The organism is Staphylococcus agnetis, assembly GCF_011466855.1.
GTDB lineage: Bacteria > Bacillota > Bacilli > Staphylococcales > Staphylococcaceae > Staphylococcus > Staphylococcus agnetis.
Genome location: NZ_CP045927.1, coordinates 938,689 through 964,875, shown reverse-complemented (window position 1 = coordinate 964,875; position 26,187 = coordinate 938,689). Strand labels below are relative to the sequence as shown.

General features: G+C 36.3%; 24 protein-coding genes. 2 read left to right on the top strand and 22 right to left on the bottom strand.

What is annotated here, in order from left to right; all coding sequences use genetic code 11:
- Positions 1-20: 20 nt before the first annotated feature.
- Entirely contained in the window at positions 21-638 is a 618-nt protein-coding gene (locus tag GJE18_RS04810; protein WP_060550956.1) for an ATP-binding cassette domain-containing protein, read from the bottom strand.
- 270 nt (positions 639-908) lie between these two features.
- Here GJE18_RS04810 and GJE18_RS04805 point away from each other — a divergent pair, with 270 nt between their 5' ends.
- Positions 909-1,364: a hypothetical protein gene (locus GJE18_RS04805; RefSeq protein ID WP_060550955.1), complete on the top strand. Its 456-nt coding sequence runs from the start codon at positions 909-911 to the stop codon at positions 1,362-1,364.
- A gap of 194 nt (positions 1,365-1,558) precedes the next feature.
- Here GJE18_RS04805 and GJE18_RS04800 read toward each other — a convergent pair whose 3' ends face one another.
- The 5 genes from GJE18_RS04800 to hflX form a co-directional block, all read right to left on the bottom strand.
- Complete coding sequence (locus tag GJE18_RS04800; protein ID WP_133173847.1) at positions 1,559-1,846, bottom strand: hypothetical protein; 288 nt, start codon at positions 1,844-1,846, stop codon at positions 1,559-1,561.
- Positions 1,847-2,337: 491 nt separating this feature from the next.
- Entirely contained in the window at positions 2,338-3,678 is a 1,341-nt protein-coding gene (gene glnA, locus GJE18_RS04795) for a type I glutamate--ammonia ligase (protein ID WP_037564556.1), read from the bottom strand.
- A 21-nt stretch (positions 3,679-3,699) separates the two neighbouring features.
- Positions 3,700-4,065: a MerR family transcriptional regulator gene (locus GJE18_RS04790; protein WP_037564558.1), complete on the bottom strand. Its 366-nt coding sequence runs from the start codon at positions 4,063-4,065 to the stop codon at positions 3,700-3,702.
- 114 nt (positions 4,066-4,179) lie between these two features.
- Entirely contained in the window at positions 4,180-5,418 is a 1,239-nt protein-coding gene (locus GJE18_RS04785) for a methionine gamma-lyase family protein (protein WP_060550951.1), read from the bottom strand.
- 17 nt (positions 5,419-5,435) lie between these two features.
- Positions 5,436-6,665: a GTPase HflX gene (hflX, locus tag GJE18_RS04780; protein ID WP_060550950.1), complete on the bottom strand. Its 1,230-nt coding sequence runs from the start codon at positions 6,663-6,665 to the stop codon at positions 5,436-5,438.
- A 135-nt stretch (positions 6,666-6,800) separates the two neighbouring features.
- On the opposite strand from hflX, the gene GJE18_RS04775 reads away from it, so the two are divergent.
- Positions 6,801-7,274: a glutathione peroxidase gene (locus tag GJE18_RS04775; RefSeq protein ID WP_107368332.1), complete on the top strand. Its 474-nt coding sequence runs from the start codon at positions 6,801-6,803 to the stop codon at positions 7,272-7,274.
- A gap of 137 nt (positions 7,275-7,411) precedes the next feature.
- Here GJE18_RS04775 and hfq read toward each other — a convergent pair whose 3' ends face one another.
- From hfq to GJE18_RS04695, 16 genes are all read right to left on the bottom strand, one after another.
- On the bottom strand, positions 7,412-7,618 hold the full coding sequence (gene hfq, locus GJE18_RS04770) for an RNA chaperone Hfq (RefSeq protein WP_039645956.1): 207 nt from the start codon (positions 7,616-7,618) through the stop codon (positions 7,412-7,414).
- Positions 7,611-8,567, bottom strand: coding sequence for a tRNA (adenosine(37)-N6)-dimethylallyltransferase MiaA (gene miaA / locus GJE18_RS04765; protein ID WP_060552474.1), 957 nt, complete (start codon positions 8,565-8,567; stop codon positions 7,611-7,613). The genes hfq and miaA overlap by 8 nt, the downstream gene beginning before the upstream one ends.
- Positions 8,568-8,572: 5 nt before the next feature.
- On the bottom strand, positions 8,573-9,505 hold the full coding sequence (locus tag GJE18_RS04760; RefSeq protein WP_107368333.1) for an alpha/beta hydrolase: 933 nt from the start codon (positions 9,503-9,505) through the stop codon (positions 8,573-8,575).
- Between the two features lie 284 nt (positions 9,506-9,789).
- Positions 9,790-11,463, bottom strand: coding sequence for a glycerol-3-phosphate dehydrogenase/oxidase (locus GJE18_RS04755; RefSeq protein WP_165886094.1), 1,674 nt, complete (start codon positions 11,461-11,463; stop codon positions 9,790-9,792).
- A 123-nt stretch (positions 11,464-11,586) separates the two neighbouring features.
- Entirely contained in the window at positions 11,587-13,089 is a 1,503-nt protein-coding gene (gene glpK, locus GJE18_RS04750) for a glycerol kinase GlpK (protein ID WP_060550946.1), read from the bottom strand.
- A 68-nt stretch (positions 13,090-13,157) separates the two neighbouring features.
- Positions 13,158-13,973 carry an MIP/aquaporin family protein gene (locus tag GJE18_RS04745; protein WP_060550945.1) on the bottom strand — a complete coding sequence of 272 codons (816 nt, stop codon included), beginning with the start codon at positions 13,971-13,973 and terminating at the stop codon, positions 13,158-13,160.
- A gap of 206 nt (positions 13,974-14,179) precedes the next feature.
- Positions 14,180-15,211 (bottom strand): S66 family peptidase, encoded by a 1,032-nt coding sequence (locus GJE18_RS04740; RefSeq protein WP_107368334.1) that lies wholly within the window; start codon positions 15,209-15,211, stop codon positions 14,180-14,182.
- Between the two features lie 24 nt (positions 15,212-15,235).
- Positions 15,236-15,769 carry a glycerol-3-phosphate responsive antiterminator gene (locus GJE18_RS04735; protein ID WP_060550943.1) on the bottom strand — a complete coding sequence of 178 codons (534 nt, stop codon included), beginning with the start codon at positions 15,767-15,769 and terminating at the stop codon, positions 15,236-15,238.
- Between the two features lie 10 nt (positions 15,770-15,779).
- On the bottom strand, positions 15,780-17,729 hold the full coding sequence (gene mutL, locus GJE18_RS04730; RefSeq protein WP_165886093.1) for a DNA mismatch repair endonuclease MutL: 1,950 nt from the start codon (positions 17,727-17,729) through the stop codon (positions 15,780-15,782).
- 12 nt (positions 17,730-17,741) lie between these two features.
- Entirely contained in the window at positions 17,742-20,333 is a 2,592-nt protein-coding gene (mutS, locus tag GJE18_RS04725; RefSeq protein ID WP_420853506.1) for a DNA mismatch repair protein MutS, read from the bottom strand.
- Positions 20,334-20,588: 255 nt separating this feature from the next.
- On the bottom strand, positions 20,589-21,098 hold the full coding sequence (gene thiW / locus GJE18_RS04720) for an energy coupling factor transporter S component ThiW (RefSeq protein WP_060550940.1): 510 nt from the start codon (positions 21,096-21,098) through the stop codon (positions 20,589-20,591).
- A 4-nt stretch (positions 21,099-21,102) separates the two neighbouring features.
- The gene (locus GJE18_RS04715) at positions 21,103-21,483 is read right to left on the bottom strand and encodes a YlbF family regulator (RefSeq protein ID WP_105995849.1); all 381 of its coding nucleotides are present in this window, start codon (positions 21,481-21,483) and stop codon (positions 21,103-21,105) included.
- Positions 21,483-23,024, bottom strand: coding sequence for a tRNA (N6-isopentenyl adenosine(37)-C2)-methylthiotransferase MiaB (gene miaB / locus GJE18_RS04710; RefSeq protein ID WP_060550938.1), 1,542 nt, complete (start codon positions 23,022-23,024; stop codon positions 21,483-21,485). The genes GJE18_RS04715 and miaB overlap by 1 nt, the downstream gene beginning before the upstream one ends.
- A gap of 109 nt (positions 23,025-23,133) precedes the next feature.
- The gene (locus GJE18_RS04705) at positions 23,134-23,430 is read right to left on the bottom strand and encodes a thiamine-binding protein (RefSeq protein ID WP_107368336.1); all 297 of its coding nucleotides are present in this window, start codon (positions 23,428-23,430) and stop codon (positions 23,134-23,136) included.
- A gap of 70 nt (positions 23,431-23,500) precedes the next feature.
- The gene (locus tag GJE18_RS04700; protein WP_103345375.1) at positions 23,501-24,367 is read right to left on the bottom strand and encodes a 2-oxoacid:ferredoxin oxidoreductase subunit beta; all 867 of its coding nucleotides are present in this window, start codon (positions 24,365-24,367) and stop codon (positions 23,501-23,503) included.
- Positions 24,368-26,128, bottom strand: a complete 1,761-nt coding sequence (locus GJE18_RS04695; protein ID WP_107368337.1) for a 2-oxoacid:acceptor oxidoreductase subunit alpha — start codon at positions 26,126-26,128, stop codon at positions 24,368-24,370. It lies immediately after the preceding gene.
- Positions 26,129-26,187 lie beyond the last annotated feature (59 nt).

Here is a 26,187-nt window from a genome sequence, read left to right as displayed (position 1 = left end):
CCTAAGTTTATCAATTTATATCATGATGATGTAACATCATTAATATAAACCTTATCTAAGTCGCCATTGTTTAATTCATAAATCGTATGACATCGTTTTCGTAACATATTGATATCATGCATGACTATAATCATTGTGGTCCCTAATTCAATCAAGTTATCGATAATTCCCCAAAATTGTGCTTCAGTTGAGATGTCCATCGCTGTTGTAGGTTCATCTAATATTAAAAAATTAGGATTTCCTGAAAGTGTCAGTACAAAATCTAAAAACCGTTTTTCACCTCCAGATAATTGACTGATTTCTTTATTTAAATTAATAGAATCGATGAGATTAATCATTTCTTTTGTATCCTCATGATGCCGCTGAAGGCCTAAAAATAAGTCAATAGCATCTTTTGCGGTAACCCATTCAGGAAAAGTACTTTCTTGATAGAGGATTGCCTTTTTTACTTGTTCCTCCCAATATATGTCTCCTTTCTGACACTTAATGACACCCATCAGAAGATTGAGTAATGTTGTTTTACCCGTACCATTGCTTCCTGTCACTCCAACAATTTCACCAGAGTTCATTGAAATGTTCACATTTTTTAAGATGACACAATTGTCCAGTTCATATGTCAAATGTCTCACTGTTAGCATTCATCTTCCCCCTTTTGTATCCATAATAAAGGAAAGTTATCGTGAAATCCTGTCATTTTTGTCACGATTAGGATATGACAAATGTCATTTTTAACTCATTTTAACTCTTACCTTAATAATTCATCCATAAGTTAAATAATCTGTTATGATTAAATTGAATCAACTTATTTAGCTTAAAAATTATGTTTTATTGAAATACCATTATAAATCTGAAAATTTTTTCTTTTCAAAATGAGATATTCTAAAAATACATAGAGGGAGATCATCTAAATGAAACTTAAATATGTGACTGCTATTTTCCTTTCATCATCTTTACTACTAGCTGCATGTTCGAATGACGAAACTTCAAAAGAAAATGCACATGAGGTTCAAAAATCACATCAAACTAACAAGGTGTACGACAAATTATCGGATAAAGACATTACTAAAAAAGGATCAACTGCTACTACTAAAACAAAAGATGTCACTTTTGTTCTAGGCAACCATGACAGAATACTACAAGTCAAAAAAGATTTATCTGATATGCCGATCAATAAACAACAAGAAGAAAAGAAATTAGAAGGTTATGCAAAAGCATACATGGAAGATGATGCAAAACTCAAAAAAGTGAAAAGCGAAACTCAAAAAGTGTATTATTCTAAAAAAATAAACCGAGAGTATTTCGTCACTTATCAGCTTGATACCAATGGCAATGTAACTGAAATCCTCATCTCAAGTTACAAATAGTAAAGTAGTCATTTTATTGACCATCAACGGTGTGAATATGTCAGTTTAACATAATAAGACCCTCAACAATTGCTTAAGAATTTTGAGGGTTTTACCTTATACTTCAATTTTTTTATTTTGTTATGTAATGAATAACACTATGAATCTTGAAAGCATCATTGATTATAGCATTTACAAACATGATTCTGAACATATTATTTTAGATTCATCTTCTTTTGAATGTCTTTAGGGATATCTGATTGTTGCACTTTTTTTACATCTAAAACAACACCTTTGGCATCTGTAAATGTAATTTCAAATAAATTTCCTTGTACTACATCATCCGCTATTAAGTTTTTGTCAACTTCATAAACATCATTTTCGGCATATACCTTCATTTTTGATTGATGTTCATCCATATTACCATAATACGTTTCTTCCTCACTAAAATAAGAGAAAGGGTCCGTATTAAAACATAAAAAGATACCCACAATAATTAACAAGCCTATAAACAAAAATTTAAATTTGATGATACTCACCACTTTCTATTTTTAAAATATGTTATATTAATTTTAAACAAATGCCAACCATGCTTTAGCATGAATTTTTACGTCTAAAATTGATATATCAAATGATTAATAAAAAGAGGTGTTATTATGAGGTCACATATTTTAAAAAATAAATTTTGGCTAAGTTACTTTAGTGCTATCATAATTTTATCTATCATGACACCCATGTCTACTTTTACACAGGCTCAGTCGCTAGGTGCGTTCGGCATTGCATTTATTGTTTTGATCACTAAATTTATAATCTTTTATTTCACTTTCAGAGTGATTTATAGCATTGCGTTTTCATGGGTAAATCAAAAGGATAATGATTGACACTTTATTATGGTGCCATTTCTCCTTATTCCACCTTATTACGATATAGAACCATGCCACCATCATCAACTTTAAAAACCCTTGAAGTACTTAGACTTCAAGGGTTTTCAAAATTAATATTGTTTCATGTATTGGTCAACTTCCCATTCGCTGACTTGCGTACGGTAGTAATCCCATTCGATAGATTTTGAATTAATGAATTGATGATAAATATGATCACCTAAAGCATTTTTAACCGTTTCATTTTCTCGCATTGCTTTAAGCGCTGTATAAAGCGTTGATGGTAAATCTTGAATACCTACCGCTTCACGCTCTTCACGATTCATCTCATAGATATTTTGATTCACAGGTTCTTGTACTTCTAATTTATTTTTAATTCCGTCTAAACCAGCTTGTAAAATCGTTGCTAAAGCCATGTATGGGTTCGCAGCCGGGTCTACAGAGCGAATTTCAACACGTGTTGATAAACCACGTGAAGATGGAACTCGTACTAATGGTGAACGGTTTTTACCACTCCAAGCAATATAACTTGGTGCCTCATAGCCTGGTACAAGACGCTTGTAAGAGTTTACGAGTGGGTTACAAACTGCTGTAAAACCACGTGCGTTTTTCATAATACCTGCAATGAAATGGTAGGCATCTTGAGATAATTCCATTTTGCCATTTTCATCAAAGAAAGCATTTTCTTTTCCTTTGAATAACGACACGTTAAAGTGCATACCACTTCCGTTTACACCAAATAATGGTTTTGGCATAAATGTCGCATGTAAATTGTGTTGACGCGCAATTGTTTTAACAACAAGCTTGAATGTTTGAATATTATCACAAGCTGTAACAGCGTCTGCATATTTAAAATCAATTTCGTGCTGACCTGGTGCCACTTCATGGTGACTTGCTTCAATATCAAAGCCCATGTCTTCTAATTCTAATACGATATCACGACGGCAGTTTTCACCTAAATCAGTAGGTGCTAAATCAAAATAACCACCATGATCGTTTAATTCCATTGTTGGTTCGCCTTTTTCATCTAACTTAAATAAGAAAAATTCAGGTTCTGGTCCAAGGTTAAAATCAGTGAAGCCAAGTTCTTCCATGTCTTTAAGTACACGTTTCAAGTTACTACGAGGATCCCCAGCAAATGGCTCACCTTCAGTTGTGTATACATCACAAATTAAACGCGCTACTTTACCTTGTCCTGCAGTCCACGGGAAGATCACCCATGTATTTAAATCAGGTTGTAAGTACATGTCTGATTCTTCGATACGCACAAATCCTTCGATAGAAGAACCATCGAACATCATTTCGTTATCGAGAACTTTTTCTAATTGGCTTACTGGTACTTCTACATTTTTGATTGTTCCTAAAATATCAGAAAATTGTAAGCGAATGTAACGTACATTTTCTTCTTCTGCAAAGCGTCGGATGTCATCTTTTGTAAAATTTTGTTTTGGCATTGGATCATAGCCTCCATTAAATTATTTGAAAAAGCGTGATAAATCTCCTCGATTTAGTGGTATAGATTCTCTTTGTGGTTTCTGCGTCGTATCCACGAGCATTTGTTTTCTTAATAGCGCTTCTTCATTATTCAAGTCGTTATGTTCTTCAAGCATGATTTGTTTAATGCCTTTCATATTAAAGCCTTTTTCAAGTAAGTGCTTTATTGTGAGCAGCGTTTCTAAATCGTTTAATGAGAACAAACGTTTATTCCCCTCTGTTCTAGATGGAAATATGAGTTCATGTGTTTCATAATAACGAATTTGACGTGCAGTTAAATCCGTTAACTTACTGACAACACTCATCGGAAATACAGGCATGTTACGTCGAATTTTATCGTTATCCATCTCCCACATCTCCTTGAATATTTTGAACTTATCGTTACAATAGCATATATATTCTGACAATACAAAAATATGTAAGAAAACCTGACATGAAATCTGATGTCAGGTTTATAGCGTTTAAATAAGGTTTTTCTCCATTAATTGTGAAACGGCACGAGATACTGCAAGCTTCACATGTTCATAAGTTAATCCACCTTGAACATACGCTTCGTATGGCGGACGTATCGGGCCATCTGCAGATAATTCGATTGATGAACCCTGAACAAACGTCCCAGCCGCCATAATCACATCATCTTCATATCCTGGCATATAGCTAGGCTCAGGACTAAAATGCGCATTTATAGGTGAATTATGTTGAATACTTTGACAAAACTGGATCATTTGTTCTTTTGTCTCAAAGGAGACGGTTTGAATTAAATCAGTTCGTGGCTCATGATATTGTGGCATTGTCTTCATATTTAATTTCTCTAATAACAAGCTTGTAAAAAGTGCGCCTTTCAAACTTTGACTCACGACGTGTGGACTCAAGAAAAATCCTTGATACATTTCATGCAATGACCCGAGAGAGGCACCAGCCTCTTTGCCAATGCCAGGGGCGGTTAAACGATAACCACATCGTTCAACCAAATCTTTTCTACCAACTATATAGCCCCCTATTTTCGCTAATCCTCCGCCTGGATTTTTAATCAGCGATCCAGCAATAAGGTTCGCCCCCACTTCAATTGGTTCTCGTGTTTCCACAAATTCACCATAACAATTATCTACAAAAACTGTGATGTGAGGAAATTGTGCTTTTATTTTTTGAATCACATATGCTATTTCATCAATGTGAATAGATGGCCTTTGATCATAGCCTTTAGAACGTTGAATGGCAATCACCTTTGTGCGGTCGTGAATCGTTTGAAGTACCCTTTCAATATCAATGCGTCCTTCTTTAAGAGGCACATCTTGATAAGTCACGCCGCGTTCGATTAAACTTTCAATACCATTTCCATTTATACCAATGACTTCTAACAACGTGTCATAAGGTCGCCCCGTAATATATAGCAATTCATCTCCATGTTTCAGTAAGCTTTGTAAGGCAATCGTTATCGCATGTGTTCCAGAAATGATTTGTGGGCGTACAAGTGCGTCCTCAGCTTTAAACACATGTGCATAAACCGCTTCTAAATGGTCACGCCCAAAATCATCATAACCATAACCTGTCGATCCTTGTAAATCTGTTTCAGTGATTTTGACATGGTGAAATGCATCAAGCACGCGTGCTTGATTTTCAAAAGCACGTTGCTCAATAGCTTTAAAGTATGGTGCGAGATCTGTTTCAACCTCATCAATTAATTTAGATATATTTATCATGATTACGCTTCTTTCTATTATTTTCGATACCCTTGTATATGATACGTCTCATCTTGTTCATTAAAATCCAAAGATGTGATTAAAGTTTGACGCTTCAATGCATAAAGTGTATCTCCTTCAGATACTTTAATTGTTTTTTCATAATATGTGAGTTGTTTTTTTAACTGCGCCATTAATAATTGTCGTACTTCCGTTTTATCACGTTCATCCCTAGCAGAAACGCTTTTCGAAGGAAATGAACTAATTGGTGGCACGTTTTCAGTTAAATCTCTTTTGTTAAATAAGACTACTTGTGGAATTTGTTCCATATTTAATTCTTTAATTAATTGTTCAACCGTGTCGTACTGAACTTTTGCTTCAGGATGACTTGAATCGACCACATGTATTAATAAATCAGCTTGCTTCGCTTCCTCTAGTGTTGACTTGAAGGCTTCAATTAATGTCGTCGGAAGTTTTTGTATAAATCCAACCGTGTCAGAAATAACCAATTGAAAGCCATCATTGAGGGTAATTTGGCGCGTTTTGGGGTCGAGCGTCGCAAATAATTGATCTTTTTCATATGTTCCATCTTCAGTTAATACATTGAACCAAGTCGATTTCCCAGCATTGGTATATCCCACTAATGCAATTTGAAAAATGTCATTTTGTGTTCTTTGATGACGATAACGTTCCCGATGTATTTCAACCTCTTTTAACTTTCGCTTGATCTCATTCATTCTCGTACGAATATGACGACGGTCCGTTTCAAGTTTAGTTTCACCTGGTCCTCTCGTGCCTATGCCGCCACCTAAACGCGATAAACTTTTACCATGCCCCATTAACCGCGGTAATAAATAATCCAATTGGGCATATTCGACTTGTAACTTACCTTCTTTACTTTTGGCACGCAATGCAAAAATGTCTAAAATGAGTTGTGTTCTGTCTATAATTTTAATTCCTAAAACTTCATTTAAATGTTTAGATTGTGCGGTAGTCAGTTCATCATTGGTCACAATCACATCTATATCGTGAAAATGAACGGCGTCTTGAACCTCTTGTATTTTACCTTTCCCCATATAATGTCTAGGGTGTATGTCATTTAAATTTTGCGTTAGCGTCGCTTTGACTTCTAAGCCACACGTTTCAGAAAGTGCCTCTAATTCAGACATTGTGCTCTCAAAGTCATATTCTGATACTTGGGTATGTACACCTATTAAAAGTGCTTTTTCTTTAATTTCTTCCGTTGAATAACTCTGTTTATAAGTCACTTCAGTCACCTCGTTTCTATACAACGTACCATCGTGTATTTTATCACAAACGCCCGCTTAAGACTATGCGCTTCCAATATGATATATTTAATTCAAATACAAACTTAAAGTTTAAAAAATAAGAGGTGATTATAAATGAATATTTATGACATTGAAGTTGAACGCTCTAATGGGGATACTTATAAGTTATCTCAATATAAAGGAGATGTGATGTTAATCGTAAATACCGCAAGCGAATGTGGCTTCACCCCTCAATTTAAAGACTTGCAAGTGCTTTACGACAAATATAAAGATCAGGGGTTTATCGTACTTGGATTTCCGTGTAATCAATTTGGTCACCAAGAACCTGGTTCAGGTGCTGAAGCCATGCAAAACTGTCAATTAAATTATGGCGTTACATTTCCAATGCATCAAAAAATCGAGGTAAATGGCGCTAATGCTCACCCACTATTCCAATATTTAAAGTCACAGCAATCAGGGATATTGAACGAAAAAATCAAATGGAATTTCACAAAATTTTTAATTAATCGTGAGGGTCAAGTTATCAAGCGGTTTTCACCTCAAAAACAACCGCTTCAATTATCTAATGCCATAGAAAATTTATTGTAAATCATAAATGATCCCCCATCGTGTTCAGCAAACACAAAGGGGGATCGTTTCTTGTTTCCAGCATTATAAAATTCGTTTTTTAGTTATAGACCAACTACGTCTTTACATTCATTCAAACTAAAAACTGTGCACTTCGCTTAGTTCGTACCTTCAAGAAATGTACTAATGGCATGTTTATAGATTAAATGATGTTTTCCTTGAGAAAGAAAATCAACCACATGCTGATCATAATCTGCAATTGTACCTCTTAATTGAAAACCATTCGTTAAGAAGACTGTTAATTCCTTTTCCTCATTTTTAAAGTTTTCGAGATACGTTTCTTGAATATCTTGTTTGTCAAACATGTTCATTTCTCCTTTTGTTTATTTGGGTTAAAATATCATCTAGCATTTCTGGAAGTGACATTCTCTCTCTATCTAACCAATGAACATTAAGTTTGTTTTTAAACCACGTTAATTGTCGTTTAGCATAATTTCTTGAATGCTGTTTTAACAATTCTGCTGCTTGGTCTATTTCAAGCTCATTATGCACGACGGGTACTAATTCTTTATAGCCAATCGCTTGCATACTTTGACATGATTCATAACCTAATTCAATAAGGTGTTGCACTTCGTCCATTAAACCTTGAGACAACATAATGTCTACACGTTTATTTATTCTATGATACAATGTATCGCGCGACATTTCTATCCCTAGTAATAATGTATCATAATTTTCTGTTAATTGGTGACTTTTCTTGCGATTACTTAAAATTTTTTTCGTCTTCAAATAGTATGAAACCGCTCTCTCAACGCGCTGACGATTATTAGGGTGAATATTGGCTTGAGACTCAGGGTCAAACGTTCCTAAATAATCATGTAACGCTTCATTTGAATACGTGCTAAGGTGACGCATTTTTTCAGCCACTTCAGCTTCTTTTTCAGCTGAAACCTCTTCATTTTCAAATTCATAATTATAAATGACAGATTGAATATAAAGGCCTGTCCCCCCAGCTATAATCGGAACTTTACCTCTTTGAGTTATTTCATCGATTAACGGTTTCACACGTTGTTGAAAATCATAAGCGGTAAACGTTTCATCAGGTGATAATATATCAATTAAATGATGCGGTATGCCTTGCATTTCATCTGATGTAATTTTTGCCGTTCCAATATCCATATGTCGATACACTTGCATGGAGTCTCCACTAATAATTTCACCATTTACTTTTTTGGCAAGTTCCACACTTAGTTCTGTTTTCCCACTCGCTGTTGGCCCAACGATAACGATTAAAAAGGGCTTTTTTTCACTCACTTGATTCACTCACTTTTTTTCTTTATAATTTGACGACTCATCCAGTCTAACATATGACGCCATACCGCTTCCTTATCTTTCTCAAATAAAATTTCGTGTCGCTTTTGTTTATAAAGCTGTACAGTAATATGCTTGATGCCGCCTCTTTTTAACGTCTTACCTAACCGACGTATCCCATTGCCATAATCTCCGAACGGATCCGCTTTACCAGCAATAAGTAAAATTGGGAGTTCTGGATTCATCTTAGCAATTTCTTTTAATTGTGCAGTTTTCATAATATGATGCATCACACTATAAACCAATTGGTTTGAAACTAAAAAGCCAGTATATTGATCTTGTATGAAAACATCCACTTCATGTTCATCCGAACTAATCCAATCACTAGGTGTACGTGTTGGTTTGAAACTTTTATTAAAGGAGCCAGTGACAAGGTCATTAATCCATTTTAGGCGACGCTTTTTACCTGTAAATAACGTGACAATTTTTAATGCAATGATATTGATGTAACCCTTCCATTTTGGATAGAGCGCGGTACCCGTCAAAATTAAACCATCAGCATCATTTGGGTATAATTGAACATAACGACGTGCGATAATAGAACCCATCGAATGTCCTAAAATAATGTAAGGTAGCGTCTCATTGATAGTTGGCTGTAGCGTCGTTTTGATTTCATACGCATCATGAACCACTTCATCGACAGAATTAAAGTGCCCTCGGAGTGTATTAATCGCTTTACCATGACCACGATGATTATGTCGAATCACATGATAGCCTTGCTGATTCAGTTGCGTAACAAGACGTTCATACCGATCCATATGTTCTGCCATACCATGAAAAATATGTACAATCCCTACAGCCTCATGATCTGCACGGTCAATTTTCACTTCTAATATGGTTTCATCAGATAACGCTATTTTCATGGTTTCTTTCTTAACCATTGTATAAATCCACCTTTCCATACCCATCTCATACTTCAACTTTACCACAGGTTTTCATTACAAACACGTTTCTCATATTTTATACAACAAATAAACCTACTATCGTTATACGCATCTTAATTACAAGTCATGGATTCAACTTAAATTTAAACCTCAAATCACATCGCTTACTTTTTAATCTTACCAAATTTCAACAAGTTTACTTCTCCAATTAAAAAGAAGTAAGATATAATCTTAAAGATTTATATCCTACTCCTTTTTTAAAATCTTAATATTAATTTATTTTAAGCTGTGGCTGTTTGATGTTGTCCATGAATCGCATGTGTAATCGCATCTTCTAATTCTTGTTTATATACAGCCTTTGTATTGTCATCGTAGCCTACTAAATCTGCTAAAACATTAGTGACAATATCTTTATATTTTTGAACAGATTCGATATCAAAGTAAAGCGCTCCTGTACGACGAATTAAGAAGTCAGTCGGTTTTACAACCAACTCATTTTGAACGCCATATAACAATTCTACGTACATTTTTAAAGGTAACCCTGTACTTTGATGTTGTGCCGCTTGTGTAAGTGCAAATAATTCATCGACATTAGAACCATACTTTTTAGCCAACTTACGTGCGACGTTTTCATCCAAGTTATAACCTTTAGCCAATTTCACTTTTTCGTCTACAAAAGATTCAAAGTTTTTACTGCCGCCAACATCTCCGCCTGACATTGGGATATTTTTCGTATTCGCTGGTTTGAATTCTAATTTATACTCTTGTTTCAAGCGTTTCGCAACACGGTCCACTATTTCGTTTGCCATATGACGATAACCTGTCAATTTACCGCCAGCAATCGTTAATAATCCAGAATCTCCTTCCCAAATTTCATCTTTACGTGAAATTTCAGATGGATCTTTACCTTCTTCTAGAATTAACGGACGAATACCTGCCCAAGTTGATTCGATATCTTCATCTTTGACATGTACTGTTGGGAACATGTAGTTAATCGCATTGATTAAATAATCACGATCCTCTTGGTTGACTAAAGGACTGGCTTTGTCGTTATTGTAAAAAGTATCTGTTGTGCCAACATATGTTTTACCTTCTCTAGGAATCGCAAAAATCATACGACCATCTTTTTCTGTATCAAAATAAACTGCTTGATGTAACGGGAATTTTGATTCATCAAATACAACGTGTACGCCTTTCGTTAAACGTAATTCTTTGTTGTTCTTAGAGTAATCATTACTACGCACCTCATCAACCCAAGGTCCAGTTGCATTAACTACTTTTTTACCGTGAATTTCAAACTGTTCATTTTTAATGCGGTCAATGACACGTACACCATTTACTTTATTACGATTGTCATATAAAAATTGGCTTACTTTAGCATAGTTAATGATGTCTGCACCGAATTCAGCCGCTTTTTTCATGACTTCAATCGTCATACGCGCATCATCTGTACGGTATTCTACGTAATAGCCGCCACCTTTTAAACCATCTTGTTTGACGAGTGGTTCTTTATCTTTAGTTTCTTGAATATTCAACATACGTTTACGTTCTGATTTTTTAACACCGGCTAAACGATCATAAACAGCTAAACCGATAGATGTTGAAAATTTACCGAACGTACCACCTTTATGCATTGGTAATAACATCCATTCTGGTGTTGTCACGTGTGGCCCATTTTCATATACAATTTCACGCTCTCTACCAGTTTCAGCTACAACGCCGACTTGGAATTGTTTTAAATATCTTAAACCACCGTGCACAAGTTTTGTTGAACGAGAACTCGTACCTGATGCAAAATCTTGCATTTCTAATAAAGCTACTTTCATGCCTCGTGCTGATGCATCTAAAGCGACGCCAGCACCTGTAATGCCGCCCCCGACAATGACTAAATCATATTCCTCATGTTGCATTTTTTCTTTAACTGAATCACGTTGTAACGTTGATAAACGTCCCATAAAAACGCCTCCTATAATGATAAAAAGAGAGACTCCGCCCATATACTTTAACATAAAGTTTTACGACAAAATCTCTCTTCTTCTCGAGTAAACTATTAACTTATCTACAGTATAGCATACGACTTATGCTTCGTCTAATTTAAAGACTTTCGTTGCTTCAACTGCTTTTTGCCAACCTTTGTATAATTTATTGGCATCTTTTGCATCCATTTGTGGTTCAAATGATTTTTCTAATTTCCAGTTATTGCTTACTTCATCTTTATTTTCCCAGAATCCAGTAGCAATACCTGCAAGATATGCTGCACCTAACGCCGTTGTTTCGTTAATTTCAGGGCGTTCCACTGAAACGTTCACTAAGTCAGCTTGGAATTGCATTAAGAAGTTATTTTTTACTGCGCCACCATCAACACGTAAACTGTTCACTTCAATACCTGAATCTTGTGCCATAGCTTCAATCACATCGCGTGTTTGATAACATAGTGATTCTAATGTCGCACGAATGAAATGTTCTTTTTCAGTACCACGTGTTAATCCAAAGATGGCCCCACGTGCTTCTGAATCCCAGTATGGTGTACCTAAACCAACAAAAGCGGGCACAACATACACGCCTTCAGTAGAATCCACACGTTTCGCGTAATCTTCTGATTGAGGCGCAGAATTAATCATACGTAATCCGTCACGTAACCATTGAATTGCTGAGCCTGAAACGAAGATTGAACCTTCAAGCGCATAATTCACTTTACCATCTAAACCATAGGCAATTGTTGTTAATAAACCATGCTCTGAAGTCACCGCTTCTTCACCAGTGTTCATTAACATGAATCCACCTGTACCGTATGTGTTTTTAATATCTCCTTTTTCGAAACAAGCTTGGCCAAATAACGCTGCTTGTTGGTCACCTGCAATACCTGCAATAGGAACGTTTTGACCGAAGAAGTGATAATCAATCGTTTCACAATAGATTTCACTTGAAGGTTTTACTTCAGGTAACATGGCTTTTGGAACATCAAGGAGTGATAATAATTCATCATCCCATTGTAAGTCGTGAATGTTATACATTAATGTACGACTCGCGTTAGAATAGTCCGTTACGTGTGCTTTACCGCCTGATAACTTCCAAACCAACCAAGAGTCAATCGTGCCGAATAACACATCACCATTTTCTGCTTTTTCACGCGCACCTTCAATATGATCTAAAATCCATTTTACTTTCGTTCCAGAGAAGTATGGATCAAGTAACAATCCTGTTTTCTTACGAAATGTCTCTTCATGTCCACCATTTTTAAGTTCTTCACAAATTGCTTGCGTTTGGCGTGATTGCCAAACAATTGCATTATAAATTGGACGTCCTGTATGTTTGTCCCATACTACAGTCGTTTCACGTTGGTTAGTTATTCCAATACCTGCAATTTCTGAAGCTCTAACGTTATTTTCATTTAAGACTATAGCTAAAACAGACAAAACAGATGTCCAAATTTCATTCGCATCATGTTCAACCCATCCAGATTTTGGAAAATGTTGTTTGAACTCACGTTGTGCAACGCCAACAATTTCAGCTTTCTCATTAAATAAAATCGCTCTCGAGCTCGTAGTACCTTGGTCAATTGATAAAATATATTTTCCCATAATATATTACCTCCCATTATCACTCATGTATTAATCACATAGGCAATCATAGCTTGCCATTTGTATGTTTAGATAGCACCAAAATCTTCATGTTTAATTTTTTTATTTAAAATACTACCTAACACTAATGTACCCACTAATAGTACGACAGCGACGATTGTCCATACATCAAATGTACCTTGGAAAAACAATCTATAAATGACAGCACCTAAAATACCACCAGTAATTGGCCCTAAAATAGGAACAATCGCATACTGCCAGTCACTATGTCCTTTACCATGAATTGGTAAAATTGCATGCGCGATACGAGGACCTAAATCACGAGCTGGGTTGATGGCATATCCTGTTGGACCACCTAAACTTACCCCAATCCCTACGATTAATAAACCGACAATGACAGGGTTCAATCCATCTGTAAATTTGTTTGTTCCAATAAATAACAATGCAGATGTTAAAACAGCAGTACCAATAATCTCTGTGATAAAGTTTGCTGTGTAATTTCGAATCGCAGGTGCTGTTGAAAAAACACCTAATTTAGCCGCTTTATCTTCAGTTGCGCGCCAGTGTGGTAAATACGTCAACCACGTGAGTACGGCACCTACAATACCACCTAAAATTTGTGCAATAATAAATCCTGGAACTTGCGACCATGGAAAATCACCAGTTACCGCAAATGCCAATGTTACAGCTGGGTTAAGGTGAGCACCCGAAAAGTTTCCTACTGCGTAAATACCTAAAGTAACGGCTAAACCCCAACCAATTGCGATTACAATCCAGTCAGCACCTTCACCTTTAGATTTACGTAATACAACATTCGCAACAACGCCTCCACCCATTAATAGTAGAATGGCGGTTCCGATAAACTCAGCTAAGTAGATATTCATTATTTTTCCTCCCTTGAAAAGACAAAAAGACCCCTAGCTGACCGTATTACTATTATTAATAACACGTGCGAAGAAGTCTCTAGCGTCTCGATTCATCTATTAACTTGTTTTTAATATTACATCTCGATGTAAGCGTTGTCAATAACATTTCAAAGGATTAAAACGCGCTTTACAATTTTCATTACAAAACACTCTAAAATTTAAGGTTATTTGTGACTTACTGCCGAAGCATCAATTGAAATTTTACACGGATCTGTATGTACAGTTGCATGAATGCCTAATGGCAATGTCGCTTTAGGTTCATTATGACCAATAGGAACATTGACTACAACAATCAAGTCATTTTCATGAAATTCTTTTAACACTTTTAAAATAGAATCATGATACTCATTTTGAAGGACGCCGTCATGTGGTCGTCCTACAATTAAAGCATTGATGCGTTGAAATACCCCCATAAGTCCCCATGTGCGAAGTGATTCTTCAAACGACCACTGTGGCGTATGGACTTCAGATGTTTCAATAAATAAAATCGCATTGTTAAAAGCATCCATTGGAGGAAAATACGTTGTTCCTCTTAATTTATCAAGCGACTCGAAACAACCACCGATTAACGGGCCTGACACAGTGCCTTGACCATGTAAAACTGAAATATCATTAGCGGGTATTTTTTCGCGTTCGAAATGTCTTAAATGTGCTTCCCATTTCAGACCAAACTTCCGATAATAAGGAGTTGGTTGAAGTGGACCAAACGGTTTATCCTCGCTAATTAAAGAGAAAAGTGCCGACATCGTATAAGCGTCAGCACCCCCATTTTCTGCAAAGTCTGTGAGTAATGCTGGGCCATAGAAAGTTGTTAATCCTAACCGATTAAAATAGAGATGTAATGGCGTTATGTCTGAATACCCAATAAAAATTTTGGGATTTTGTTGAATCACTGCATCATCAACAAATGGAATGATACGTACCGACTCATAACCACCAATCGTACATAAAATTGCTTTTACTTCATTGTCTTGAAATGCCTCCATCAATGTTTGAGCACGTAATTCAGGGTGGTCATAGTTCCACTGAATGGTATTTAACGCTTCGGGCATCACTTTGACGCGATAGCCCATTTGTTCAATATAGCGTATACCTTGTTCAGTACGCCATTTTATATTTGGCTCACCTGCTAATCCTGATGATGGTGAAACAATTGCGATGGTATCACCTTTACATAATGATTTTGGTTTAATCATTTCAATCTCCCCTTTGTTTCATGATTACCACAAACGTTCTTCACTTGTTGTCACATATGTTGCGCCACTTTCTATTGCGGAATTTACTTCTTGTTCTGTACTGATTAATCCACCTGCAATCACTTTTACACCTGTTTCGTTGTAAATACGTTCTATAACTTTATTCGCGATACCTGGAAGAACCTCAACAAAATCTGGTTCAATACGTTGAATTAAACTGATACTTCGTTCAAGCGCATGACTGTCGATAATAAACACTCGAAATATCGTGATGACACCTAATGCCTTTGCTTTCTTAATGACCTTTGATTTTGTCGACACAATCCCTTTTGGTTTATACGATTGAATAATGTATTCACACGCATATTCATCATGACTCATGCCTTTTATTAGATCGATATGAATAAACGGGTGCAAATGTTTACTATGAATAAACTGCATCATACTTTTAAGATGACCGATGTGCGTATCAAGAATCACACATGTTTTGTAATCGGTTTGCGTCAATTTTTCTAGACTTTTCATTGATCGTATTGCAGGTAATATATTTGGTTTCATGTTTGCCCCCTTATTGTATACGTTTAAAAAGTCGTTCTAATTCGTAATTTGTAAAGTTAATGATAATGGGTCTGCCATGTGGACATGTAAATGGGTCTTCCATTTGACGGAGTTGATTGATTAAATCTGCCATTTCATTGTTTTTCAAATAATGATTGGCTTTAATTGATTTTTTACAACTCATCATAATCGCAAGTTCTTCTCTAAATTTAGCGATGTTAACCGTTTTATGTTCTAATGCATAATGAATAATGTCTTTAATGGTTTCTTCTACCGCTTCTTGAGGGAACCATACTGGATAGCTATTCACAATATAGTCGTGCCCCCCAAAAGGTTCCAAAAAGATTCCCGCACGTTGTAGGGCTTCTATATTTTCTTCTATAAAAAGTTGTTCGTCTTTTGTAAATGTAAACGTTAAAGGAATAAGTAAATTTTGATTTTCATTGCTGACTTCTCCAATTTTATCCCTAAAGTATTCATACTTTATACGCTCTTGTGCTGCATGCTGATCAATCAAATACATTCCTTCATCATTTTGAGCCACAATATAAGTACCATGCACTTGACCGACCACTTCCATATAAGGAATACGCGGTGTGAATTGTTTCGCGTTATCCACAGACATGGATGGCTGACTATCTGAAGTATCATATTGCGCATCCAGACCGGATAAAATATCTCGTTGCGCCTGTGTATAGGCATCCACCTGATCATTCGATGTAGCGTTATGATGTTTATCATACGATTGATGCGCATCATTCGTATATTCCTCTGACGAAGGCGTAGAATTATTTGTTACTTCTGTTGTTGCATCCTCTTTATATGAGGGTTCTTCCACATTCGTTTCTTCAATTTTGGAGTTGGGCGGATTTTGTTCAACATGTTGTTGATCAAATGCCATTTTTTGTTGCTCAAACTGTTTTAATACCTTTTTAGGTTGATATTTGGCACTCAAATCGTTTTTAGGAATCAGCACTTTTTGCTTAAATGCTGCTTTTATTTTTTCAACAATCAATGAATACAATTGCTCTTCTTTTGATAAACGTACTTCTAATTTTGTAGGATGCACGTTGACATCGACAAGAATGGGATCCATTTCTATATTAATGTAGACAATTGGGAACCGACCAATTGTAAGTAACGTGTGATAACCTTCTTGAACAGCTTTGTTCAGCACGAAATTTTTAATGTAACGTCCATTAATAAAAAGAGAGATATAATGTCGATTACTTCTGGAATGTTCAGGCTTTGCTACAAACCCATGAATACGATAGTCGCTCGTTTCACCTGTAATTTCAATTAAATCACGAGCGACTTTCATACCATAAATTTCAGCCATGACTTCGTTTGTACGACCAGAACCATTCGTTTGTAGCATCGTCTTACCATCATTTTTTAAGGTCATACGAATGTGTGGATGACTCATCGCCATTCTATTCACAATATCCGTTATCTTACCTAATTCTGTATATAAACTTTTAATGTATTTAAGTCTTGCTGGTGTATTGTAGAACAATGATGTGACTTTGATATCTGTTCCACGTCTCGCTTTAGCTGGTTTTTGTTCATGGATTACACCATCTTCAGCATATACTTCATAACCATCTATGCCATCAGTTGAGGTTTGCAATGTCACTTTAGCTACTGATGCAATACTCGCTAATGCTTCACCACGAAATCCTAACGTACGAATATGAAATAAATCATCATCTTCGACTAACTTACTCGTTGCATGACGGTGGAAAACTAACGGTAAATCATCTTCTTCAATGCCAGAACCGTTATCGACAATACGAATTTCAGCAATACCAGACTCTACAACTTCAATATTGATTTCAGTTGCACCGGCATCAATACTATTTTCTAGTAATTCCTTCACGACTGAACTCGGTCTTTCAACCACTTCGCCGGCAGCGATTTTATTGGCGAGTGACGTGTGTAAGGTTCTAATGCGCCCCATATCCATCACCTTCTATTTAAGTTTATTTTGTAATTCATTTAGTTTAATTAATGCATCAATTGGGGTCATTTGTGATATATTCAAATCTTTAATTTCTTGTTCAATTTCACTTTCTGTCATTTCATTTTCAAATAAATTAAAGGTAGCTTGTTCTATGCGTGCATCTGGTGTTTTAGGGTCGTATGTTGTGACCTCGTCCTCAATACCATCTTTGATATCTAAATGTTTCGGATGTACATGCTGCTGATACGCAGATGTATTCGAATCTGATTCAAAAGCATCTAAAATGACTTGAGCGCGTGAAATCACTGCTTCAGGTAAGTCTGCAAGCTTCGCGACTTGTATACCATAACTATGTGCAACCGCACCCGGTTTAACTTTGTGTAAAAATATCAGCTCGCCTTTATATTCGTTTGCTGCAACATGTACGTTTTTTAAACTTGGTAACGCTGCTTCAAGTTCAGTTAGTTCATGATAATGTGTCGAGAACAACGTTTTAGCTTTTGATGTTTCTGCAACGTATTCGATCATAGCTTGTGCTAATGCTAAACCATCATATGTTGACGTACCCCGTCCGATTTCATCAAATATAATTAAACTGTTCGGCGTGGCATGTTTCAATGCTTTTTGTGCTTCCAACATTTCTACCATGAACGTACTCTTACCCGACACCAAATCATCAGCAGCACCAATACGTGTGAAAATTTGATCGAATATCGGTAGCACCGCTGATTCACATGGCACATACGCGCCCATTTGAGCCATAATGCTAATGATTGCAACTTGGCGCATGTACGTTGATTTCCCTGACATATTAGGGCCAGTAATTAAGTATATAAATTCAGATGCATCTAAATAACAATCATTTGGCACATAATCATTATAGTCCATGACACGCTCAACCACTGGATGACGCGATGCTTTTAAATCCAATGTTTGGTCATGACTAAATGTAGGCCTAACGTAATTATAAGCTTGTGCAATTTCTGCAAAGCTTTGTAAACAGTCCAATTCGGAAATCATTTTCGCTTGTTGTTGTAACCGTTCAGTAAATGTTTTTACATATGAGCGTAATTCAGTAAAAAGCGCGTACTCTAACTCAACAGATTTTTCTTGCGCCCCTAAAATAATAGCTTCTTTTTCTTTTAATTCGTCTGTAATAAAACGCTCGGAATTTGCGAGTGTTTGTTTACGCTCATAACCATATTCTGCTGGGTTAAATTGGGTAAGGTTTGCACGTGTAATTTCAATGTAATACCCAAATACTTTGTTAAAACTAATTTTTAATGATTTAATGCCTGTTCGCTCACGCTCTTTAGCTTGTAACTCTGCTAACCATGTTTTACCATTACGTGAAGCATCTAAGTATTCATCCAGTTGCGTATGATACCCTTCTTTAAATAAGCCACCTTCTTTTACTGATAATGGAGGCTCGTCTACTAAACTTTCTTGTAGGGTATGTAGCAAATCATCCAATGGTTCAAGCGCATTAAAATGTGCAACTGCATCAGAATCAATCGTTTCAAGTAACGCTTTGATGTGTGGAATTTGTGCAATAGAATGTTTTAATTGCACAAGATCTTTTGCATTGACGTTTCCAAAACTCACACGTCCCACTAAACGCTCGATATCATACACTTCGTTTAAATAACTTCTTAAAGTATCTCGCGCTATAAAATGATTCATCAATTGCGCAACTGCATCATGTCGTTGTTCAATATCAGAACGTTGAATTAATGGCCGATCAATCCATTGTTTTAAACGTCTCGCTCCCATTGGTGTTTTCGTTTTATCCATTAACCATAACAATGTACCTTTTTTTGACTTTAAGCGAATACTCTCCGTTAATTCTAAATTGCGTTTCGCATAAAAATCCATTTTCATATAATCTAACGCCTGATATGTAACAACTTCTTCAATATGGGATAAATCACGTTTTTGCGTATCAAAAATATAATCTAGTAAGATTTGAACGGCGCGTGTCATTGCAGGATGCGAAATGGTATTTACCTTATATGTAGAGTCTGATAAAGATTCGCGGACAGTTACCGTTTCCGTAATTATGCTGAATTGACGTTTCAATTCGTCAGTAAGTGGTTGGTCCACTACAATTTCATTGGGTTGGATTGTCGTTACTTCATTAATCAATGTACTTTGATCTTCAAAATGTGTGACTTTGAGTTCACCTGTACTCACATCACAGTAACTTAATGCATATTGATTATTGTGGTGTATAAAACTTACAATATAATTATTTTGGGATTCATCGATGCCGCCTCTCTCAATCAAAGTGCCTGGCGTTACGACGCGAACAACTTCTCGTTTAACCATCCCTTTTACTTGTCTAGGATCTTCCATTTGTTCACATATTGCCACTTTGAAACCGTTTTGTATTAATGTTTCAATATACCCATCCGCAGAATGATAAGGTACACCAGCCATTGGAATGGGATTGTCTTTTTTGGCATCTCGTTTCGTTAATGTAATTTCTAACACACGAGAAGCGGTCACCGCATCATCATAAAATAATTCATAAAAATCTCCTAAGCGGAAAAAAAGTAAAGCATCTGTGTGCTGCGATTTTATATTTAAATATTGTTTCATCATAGGCGTGACTGTTGTCATTATTTTTTCACTTTCCTTCTATTTCTCAACTTAATAATGTAATTAGTTTAACAGATTTCAAACGTTGACTCGAATGTTAGGAAGTCATATTCAATGTGGTGTTCAAAGTGTCACTATACGACATTAAACTTGGCACACACGGCATCGGTTACCTAGTGGATAATATTATAGCGATATTTGACTGGAATTGATAAAAAAAGATGGAAGATTACATCCCCCATCTTTATCATATATTTAAAATTTGCGCTTTGATTTTTTATCTAAATTAGGCAACTTATGTCGCTTTTTTAATATTATCAAGAGCACATAACTTAATGAAGCGCCAACTAGACTCGATAATAAAAACGTCGCCATGAGTGGTTTGATCATCATACCATCAAAACCTATCAACCACGCTAAAGGAATACAAAGTAAACTTCCAATAATCCCTGTGCCAATCACTTCACCAATTGAAGCTACAAATAAATGTTTATTCACGTAATAAAATAAACTTGCGACTAAAACCCCCACCATGCTTCCTGGAAATGCAAACGGCGTACCTGTACCTAAAAGTAAACGAATGAGTGACGATAAAAATGCCTGTGCCAGTCCAAACCATGGACCTAAAATAACCGCACTTAATACATTAATAAAATGTTGCACAGGTACTGCTTTAAACGGACCAATTGGAATGACCACAATTGCGCTTAATAGAACATTAACCGCGATAAAAAGTGCCGTTAATGTAAGTTTTTTATTGTTCAAAGTATCACTCCTCTTTATGATGTGTAGAACCAGAGAAGTGATGTGCACCTTGAAGTCTGGTTGCTAAAGTTTCAATTATGAGATGGAGCGTTTCATTAGCTTCCTCTTGAGATTGTCTAAATTGACCTACAATAGGATACGCATCAATTTCAGCGCGAATATTAGAAATGGTTTCTTCTGAACGCTCATATGCGTTGGGTTTATTATAATTTTGGAAATTCACGGATTGCTTTTGATTCTGTTTCAACGCATCCATATGTTTGGCAATTTGCGGATGATGATGTATTTGCGCTTCTATATGTCTATAATTTTGAATTACATCTAAAGCCTCAATGTCAGCGCTAAGTGCTTTGGCACGGAGGATAATATCATCCTTTTTAAACATTATTGCGTCACCATTGCACCTTCAGAAACGCCTACAAATTCACCGTTTAATGAGAATTGTTTCGCTTCTACAATTTTAACATCAACAATTTTGCCAATGACCTCTTTTGGTGCACGGAAGTTAACGAGCTTGTTCTTTTCAGTATAGCCTGCTAACACATGTTCATCTTTTTTACTCGCACCCTCACAAAGGACTTTAACTGTTTGTCCTTCATATTGCGCCAATGCACGTGCTGAATATTCCCCAACTAAACGATTTAAACGTTGCAGACGTTCTTTTTTTACATCTGTAGGCACATTATCTTTCATTTTAGCTGCAGGTGTACCATCACGTTGAGAATATAAGTACGTATAAGCATGCTCAAAGCCTACTTCTTCATAAAGGGTAAGCGTCTCTACAAATTGTTCTTCCGTTTCATTAGGATAGCCTACGATAATATCAGTAGTGAGTGCCACATCTGGAATCGCAGCTTTAATGCGACGAACTAAATCCAAATAGCTTTCACGTGAATATTTACGTCCCATAATTTTAAGCACTTGATTATTACCAGATTGGACTGGTAAATGAATGTGCGGTACAATGTTGCCGCCTTGCGCAATCACTTCAATCATACGATCTGTGAAGTCCCAAGGGTGACTTGTAGTGAAGCGTACGCGAGGAATGTCAATTTTAGCAATATCTTCTAATAAATCACCTAAACCGTAATCAAGATCTTCTAAATCTTTACCATATGAGTTAACATTCTGACCAAGTAACGTAATCTCTTGGTAACCTTGACGCGCTAAGTCACGAACTTCTTCTATAATATCGTGTGGGCGACGGCTACGTTCTTTACCACGAGTAAAAGGAACAATACAATATGTACAGAATTTGTCACAACCATACATAATATTCACCCATGCTTTAATACGACCTTCACGTACTTTAGGTAGATTTTCAATGACATCGCCCTCTTTAGACCAAACTTCCACAACCATCGCTTTAGATAAATATGCTTCTTCTAAAATTTGAGGGAGGCGATGAATGTTATGTGTTCCAAAAATCATATCAACATTTTGGTAAGATTTTAAAATTTTATTGACTACTGATTCTTCCTGTGACATACAACCACAAACACCAATCAAACAATCTGGGCGCTCTTGTTTAATATGTTTTAAGTTACCGATTTCGCCAAACACTTTATTCTCTGCATTTTCACGAATTGCACATGTATTTAATAAAATGACATCCGCTACATTCACATCTTCTGTCGGTGTATAGCCTAATGCAGTAAAAATTCCAGCCATTACTTCTGTGTCATGTGCATTCATCTGACAGCCATAAGTTTTAATTAAGAATGTACGCCCTTTACCCATACCACGATATTTTTCATCAATTTGGAAATCTCTATTATACGCCACTTCTTCTTTACCACGTTTTTTGGCTTCTTTTAAACTTGGGGGTTGATAAACGTGTTCAAAGTACTTACTATAATCTTTTTCTTTATCATTACGTCGCGAAAGCACATCTAATGTGCCCGCTTTTCTTTGTTCTTCATTCACATGCAAAACCCTTTCTGCCCATATATCATTAGTACATTATATTAAAAATCAAGAAAAAGTGCAAAATGAAATTGAATGCGCCCTATGGCCTTGAAATACATATGACAGGTCAAACATCATCGTATTTTTCTGTTAACGTCGCCATACTTATCCCTTCAGGAACATGATAAAATTTTACTTGACTGATCACGCTACTCACTTCTAGCTCCACCATACGCTCATTGATATGTTGAATTAAAATGAGTAATTCGCTCATATCACCTTCTATTGTTGTTTCAAGGGGCCCTACACGATAATTTAAGCCGGATTTTTCTATCACAGCTATCGCTTCGTCAACATAAGGTATAACGTTTTTTCCTTGAGGTGTTTGAGGAATAATTTGAATACTCATTAACGTATCTACCATAATCATACGCCTCCCTTCATCTAAAAATAGCACTCATTGAGTCAAAGACGGTAAATGAGTGCTTGAGTAATTATATAAATTGTTTCGTTAATGCTTCGAATTGCGCTTCTTCTAATTTTAAATCTTGATGCGCGAGTGGTTGGTCGCTTAAACCTTCAATCTGTGATTCATATGATGGCGTTTCTGTATCTTGGTAAACAATGCCTTTTAATAAAGATTCATGTTCAATCACTGTTTGTATCGCTTGCTGTTTATTGGATGCATCATAACCTTCGATATCGTCAATGCTTGTTAAATGCGCTTTAAACCAATCATATGTGTTGATTTTATTATATGTGACACAAGGGGAAAACACATTAACAAATGAAAAACCATCATGTTGAATGGCATCTTCAATCATTTTAGTGAGCCCTTTAATATCATTTGAGAAACCTTGTGCAACAAACGTTGCGCCAGATGATAATGCAAGTTCTAATGGCGCTACATTTTGTTCAATATTTCCTTTAGGCGTTGTTTTAGTAATGAAGCCTGGGGCCGATGATGGTGAGGTTTGACCTTTCGTTAATCCATAAATTTGGTTATCCATGACGATATACGTTATATTCATATTTCGTCGTAAAGCATGAATCGTATGCCCCATACCAATCGCATAACCATCGCCGTCACCGCCAGAAGCAATCACTGTTAAATCTTTATTTGCCATTTTCACACCTTGCGCTAAAGGTAATGCACGTCCATGAATTGAATGGACCCCATAAGAATTTACATAACCTGACAAACGTCCTGAGCAACCGATACCAGTAATTAACGCAACCTCTTCAGGCTCCAACCCTACATTAGCGGCAGCTTTTTGAATGGCAGCTTGTACTGAAAAATCTCCACATCCTGGGCACCAGTTTGGTTTTACATTATTTCTAAAATCTTTAAAAGTTGCCAATTAAACTCGCTCCTTTAATTGATTCACAATTTCTAATCCTTTTTCTTCAATTTCTTTTGGTAAAAATGGCGTGCCGTCATATTTCGTTTGTTTGATTAACTTATCGCCTAATTGAACATTCATTTTAATAATGTTAGCTAATTGACCTTGATAGTTATGTTCTACTACGACGACTTTTTTCGCATTGTTGACAGCTTTTTGAACTGTTTCTGATGGGAATGGATGTAATTGACGTAACTGCAAGTGATGTGCAGTATGCCCCGCTTCTTTTAAACGTTGTACCCCTTCTTGAATCGCACCTTTTGTGGAGATAAAACCAAGGTATAATACATCAACCTCTTCATTCAAGTCGTCACCTTCTACTGGCTCATTAATGAGTAAGTGTTCCGTTTTGCGCATACGTTTATCCATTTGCGCCTGACGATTGCTCGCTGCTTCACTCGGTTTTCCTTCCTCATTGTGTTCGACACCAGTTACATGATGTATACCGCCTTTCACACCAGGAATTGGTCTTGGAGACACACCTGATTCCGTAAGTGCGTAACGCTTAAAGTACGCCTTATCATCTGGATCGCGTTCTATCGTATCCATCATTGTCGCACCTCTGCGAATTTCAATACGCTGATAATCTAAGTTTTGAACTGTTTGTTTACCTAAAGATAATTGTAAATCACTTAATAAAATAACTGGACATTGATATTCTTCTGCTAGGTTAAATGCTTCAACTGTAAGATAAAATGCATCTTCTGCATCAGTTGGTGCTAAAACAATTTTCGGAATATCGCCATGGGTACCATAAATCATTTGCATTAAATCTGATTGTTCTTGTTTCGTAGGTAACCCTGTAGATGGGCCACCACGTTGCGTGTTCATAATTACAAGTGGCGTTTCAGTCATACCAGATAGGCCAATCGCTTCCATCATTAAAGATAAACCTGGTCCAGCGGATGCGGTGAAAGCACGCACACCACCATAATTGGCACCAATGGCCATCGTTGCCGCAGCAATTTCATCTTCAGTTTGAATCACTGTACCATTGACTTCTGGTAAATGCTCAATCATATATTCCATGATTTCAGATGCCGGTGTAATAGGATAAGCTGCCATAAAACGAGACCCACCCGCAATCGCGCCTAATCCAATAGCATCATTACCAATCATGTAAAGGTGTGGCGTCCCGCTACCTTCTTGTAAAACAAAATCTCCCTCAATATCACTTATGTGTTGTGTCATAAGTTCATAGCCTTTATGAAGCGCCTCAACATTGAGGTTAACCACTTTGTCTCCTTTTTTCTCAAACATAGATTGAATTAATGATTCAAATGTTGATGATTCAAGTTGCATTAAAGCTGAAGTCGCACCAATCGCAACCATATTCTTCATCAGTGGTGTACCTAATTCTTTCGCTATCTCTGTAAAAGGCAAAACAACCAATTGAGCTTTACAATCTTCTGGCTTTACAGGTTTTGCTTTACTGTCAGCCAATATTACACTGTCTTCACGCATTTCATGATGATTGAGCGCTATCGTTTCTTGATCAAATGCTACTAAAATATCAAGATTGTCACTAATCGCATGTACAGGTGTAGTAGAGACACGAATTTTGTTATTAGTATGGCCACCTTTAATACGGCTAGAGAAATGACGGTAGCCGTAGAGATAGTATCCTTTACGGTTCATTGCCGTAGCGAAGATTTCACCTGTAGATTCAATACCTTCACCTTGTTGACCGCCGACTTTCCATGATACTTGTGATTTCATTAAAATGAGCCTCCTGCACGTTTAAATTCAATTAATATCATATCAAAATAACCCGTGAT

Bases quoted from the DNA above. Each gene is read 5' to 3' on its own strand.
- GJE18_RS04760 (WP_107368333.1), bottom strand. From the start codon at position 9,505: ATGGTTAAGAAAGAAACCATGAAAATAGCGTTATCTGATGAAACCATA.
- GJE18_RS04785 (WP_060550951.1), bottom strand. From the start codon at position 5,418: ATGATAAATATATCTAAATTAATTGATGAGGTTGAAACAGATCTCGCA.
- GJE18_RS04790 (WP_037564558.1), bottom strand. From the start codon at position 4,065: ATGGATAACGATAAAATTCGACGTAACATGCCTGTATTTCCGATGAGT.
- hfq (WP_039645956.1), bottom strand. From the start codon at position 7,618: ATGTTTGACAAACAAGATATTCAAGAAACGTATCTCGAAAACTTTAAA.
- GJE18_RS04695 (WP_107368337.1), bottom strand. From the start codon at position 26,128: ATGAAATCACAAGTATCATGGAAAGTCGGCGGTCAACAAGGTGAAGGT.
- glnA (WP_037564556.1), bottom strand. From the start codon at position 3,678: ATGCCAAAACAAAATTTTACAAAAGATGACATCCGACGCTTTGCAGAA.
- mutS (WP_420853506.1), bottom strand. From the start codon at position 20,333: ATGAAACAATATTTAAATATAAAATCGCAGCACACAGATGCTTTACTT.
- GJE18_RS04805 (WP_060550955.1), top strand. From the start codon at position 909: ATGAAACTTAAATATGTGACTGCTATTTTCCTTTCATCATCTTTACTA.
- glpK (WP_060550946.1), bottom strand. From the start codon at position 13,089: ATGGGAAAATATATTTTATCAATTGACCAAGGTACTACGAGCTCGAGA.
- GJE18_RS04775 (WP_107368332.1), top strand. From the start codon at position 6,801: ATGAATATTTATGACATTGAAGTTGAACGCTCTAATGGGGATACTTAT.
- mutL (WP_165886093.1), bottom strand. From the start codon at position 17,729: ATGGGGCGCATTAGAACCTTACACACGTCACTCGCCAATAAAATCGCT.
- GJE18_RS04705 (WP_107368336.1), bottom strand. From the start codon at position 23,430: ATGGTAGATACGTTAATGAGTATTCAAATTATTCCTCAAACACCTCAA.
- GJE18_RS04735 (WP_060550943.1), bottom strand. From the start codon at position 15,769: ATGAAACCAAATATATTACCTGCAATACGATCAATGAAAAGTCTAGAA.
- GJE18_RS04755 (WP_165886094.1), bottom strand. From the start codon at position 11,463: ATGGGACGTTTATCAACGTTACAACGTGATTCAGTTAAAGAAAAAATG.
- GJE18_RS04745 (WP_060550945.1), bottom strand. From the start codon at position 13,973: ATGAATATCTACTTAGCTGAGTTTATCGGAACCGCCATTCTACTATTA.
- GJE18_RS04810 (WP_060550956.1), bottom strand. From the start codon at position 638: ATGCTAACAGTGAGACATTTGACATATGAACTGGACAATTGTGTCATC.
- GJE18_RS04740 (WP_107368334.1), bottom strand. From the start codon at position 15,211: ATGATTAAACCAAAATCATTATGTAAAGGTGATACCATCGCAATTGTT.
- GJE18_RS04715 (WP_105995849.1), bottom strand. From the start codon at position 21,483: ATGTTTAAAAAGGATGATATTATCCTCCGTGCCAAAGCACTTAGCGCT.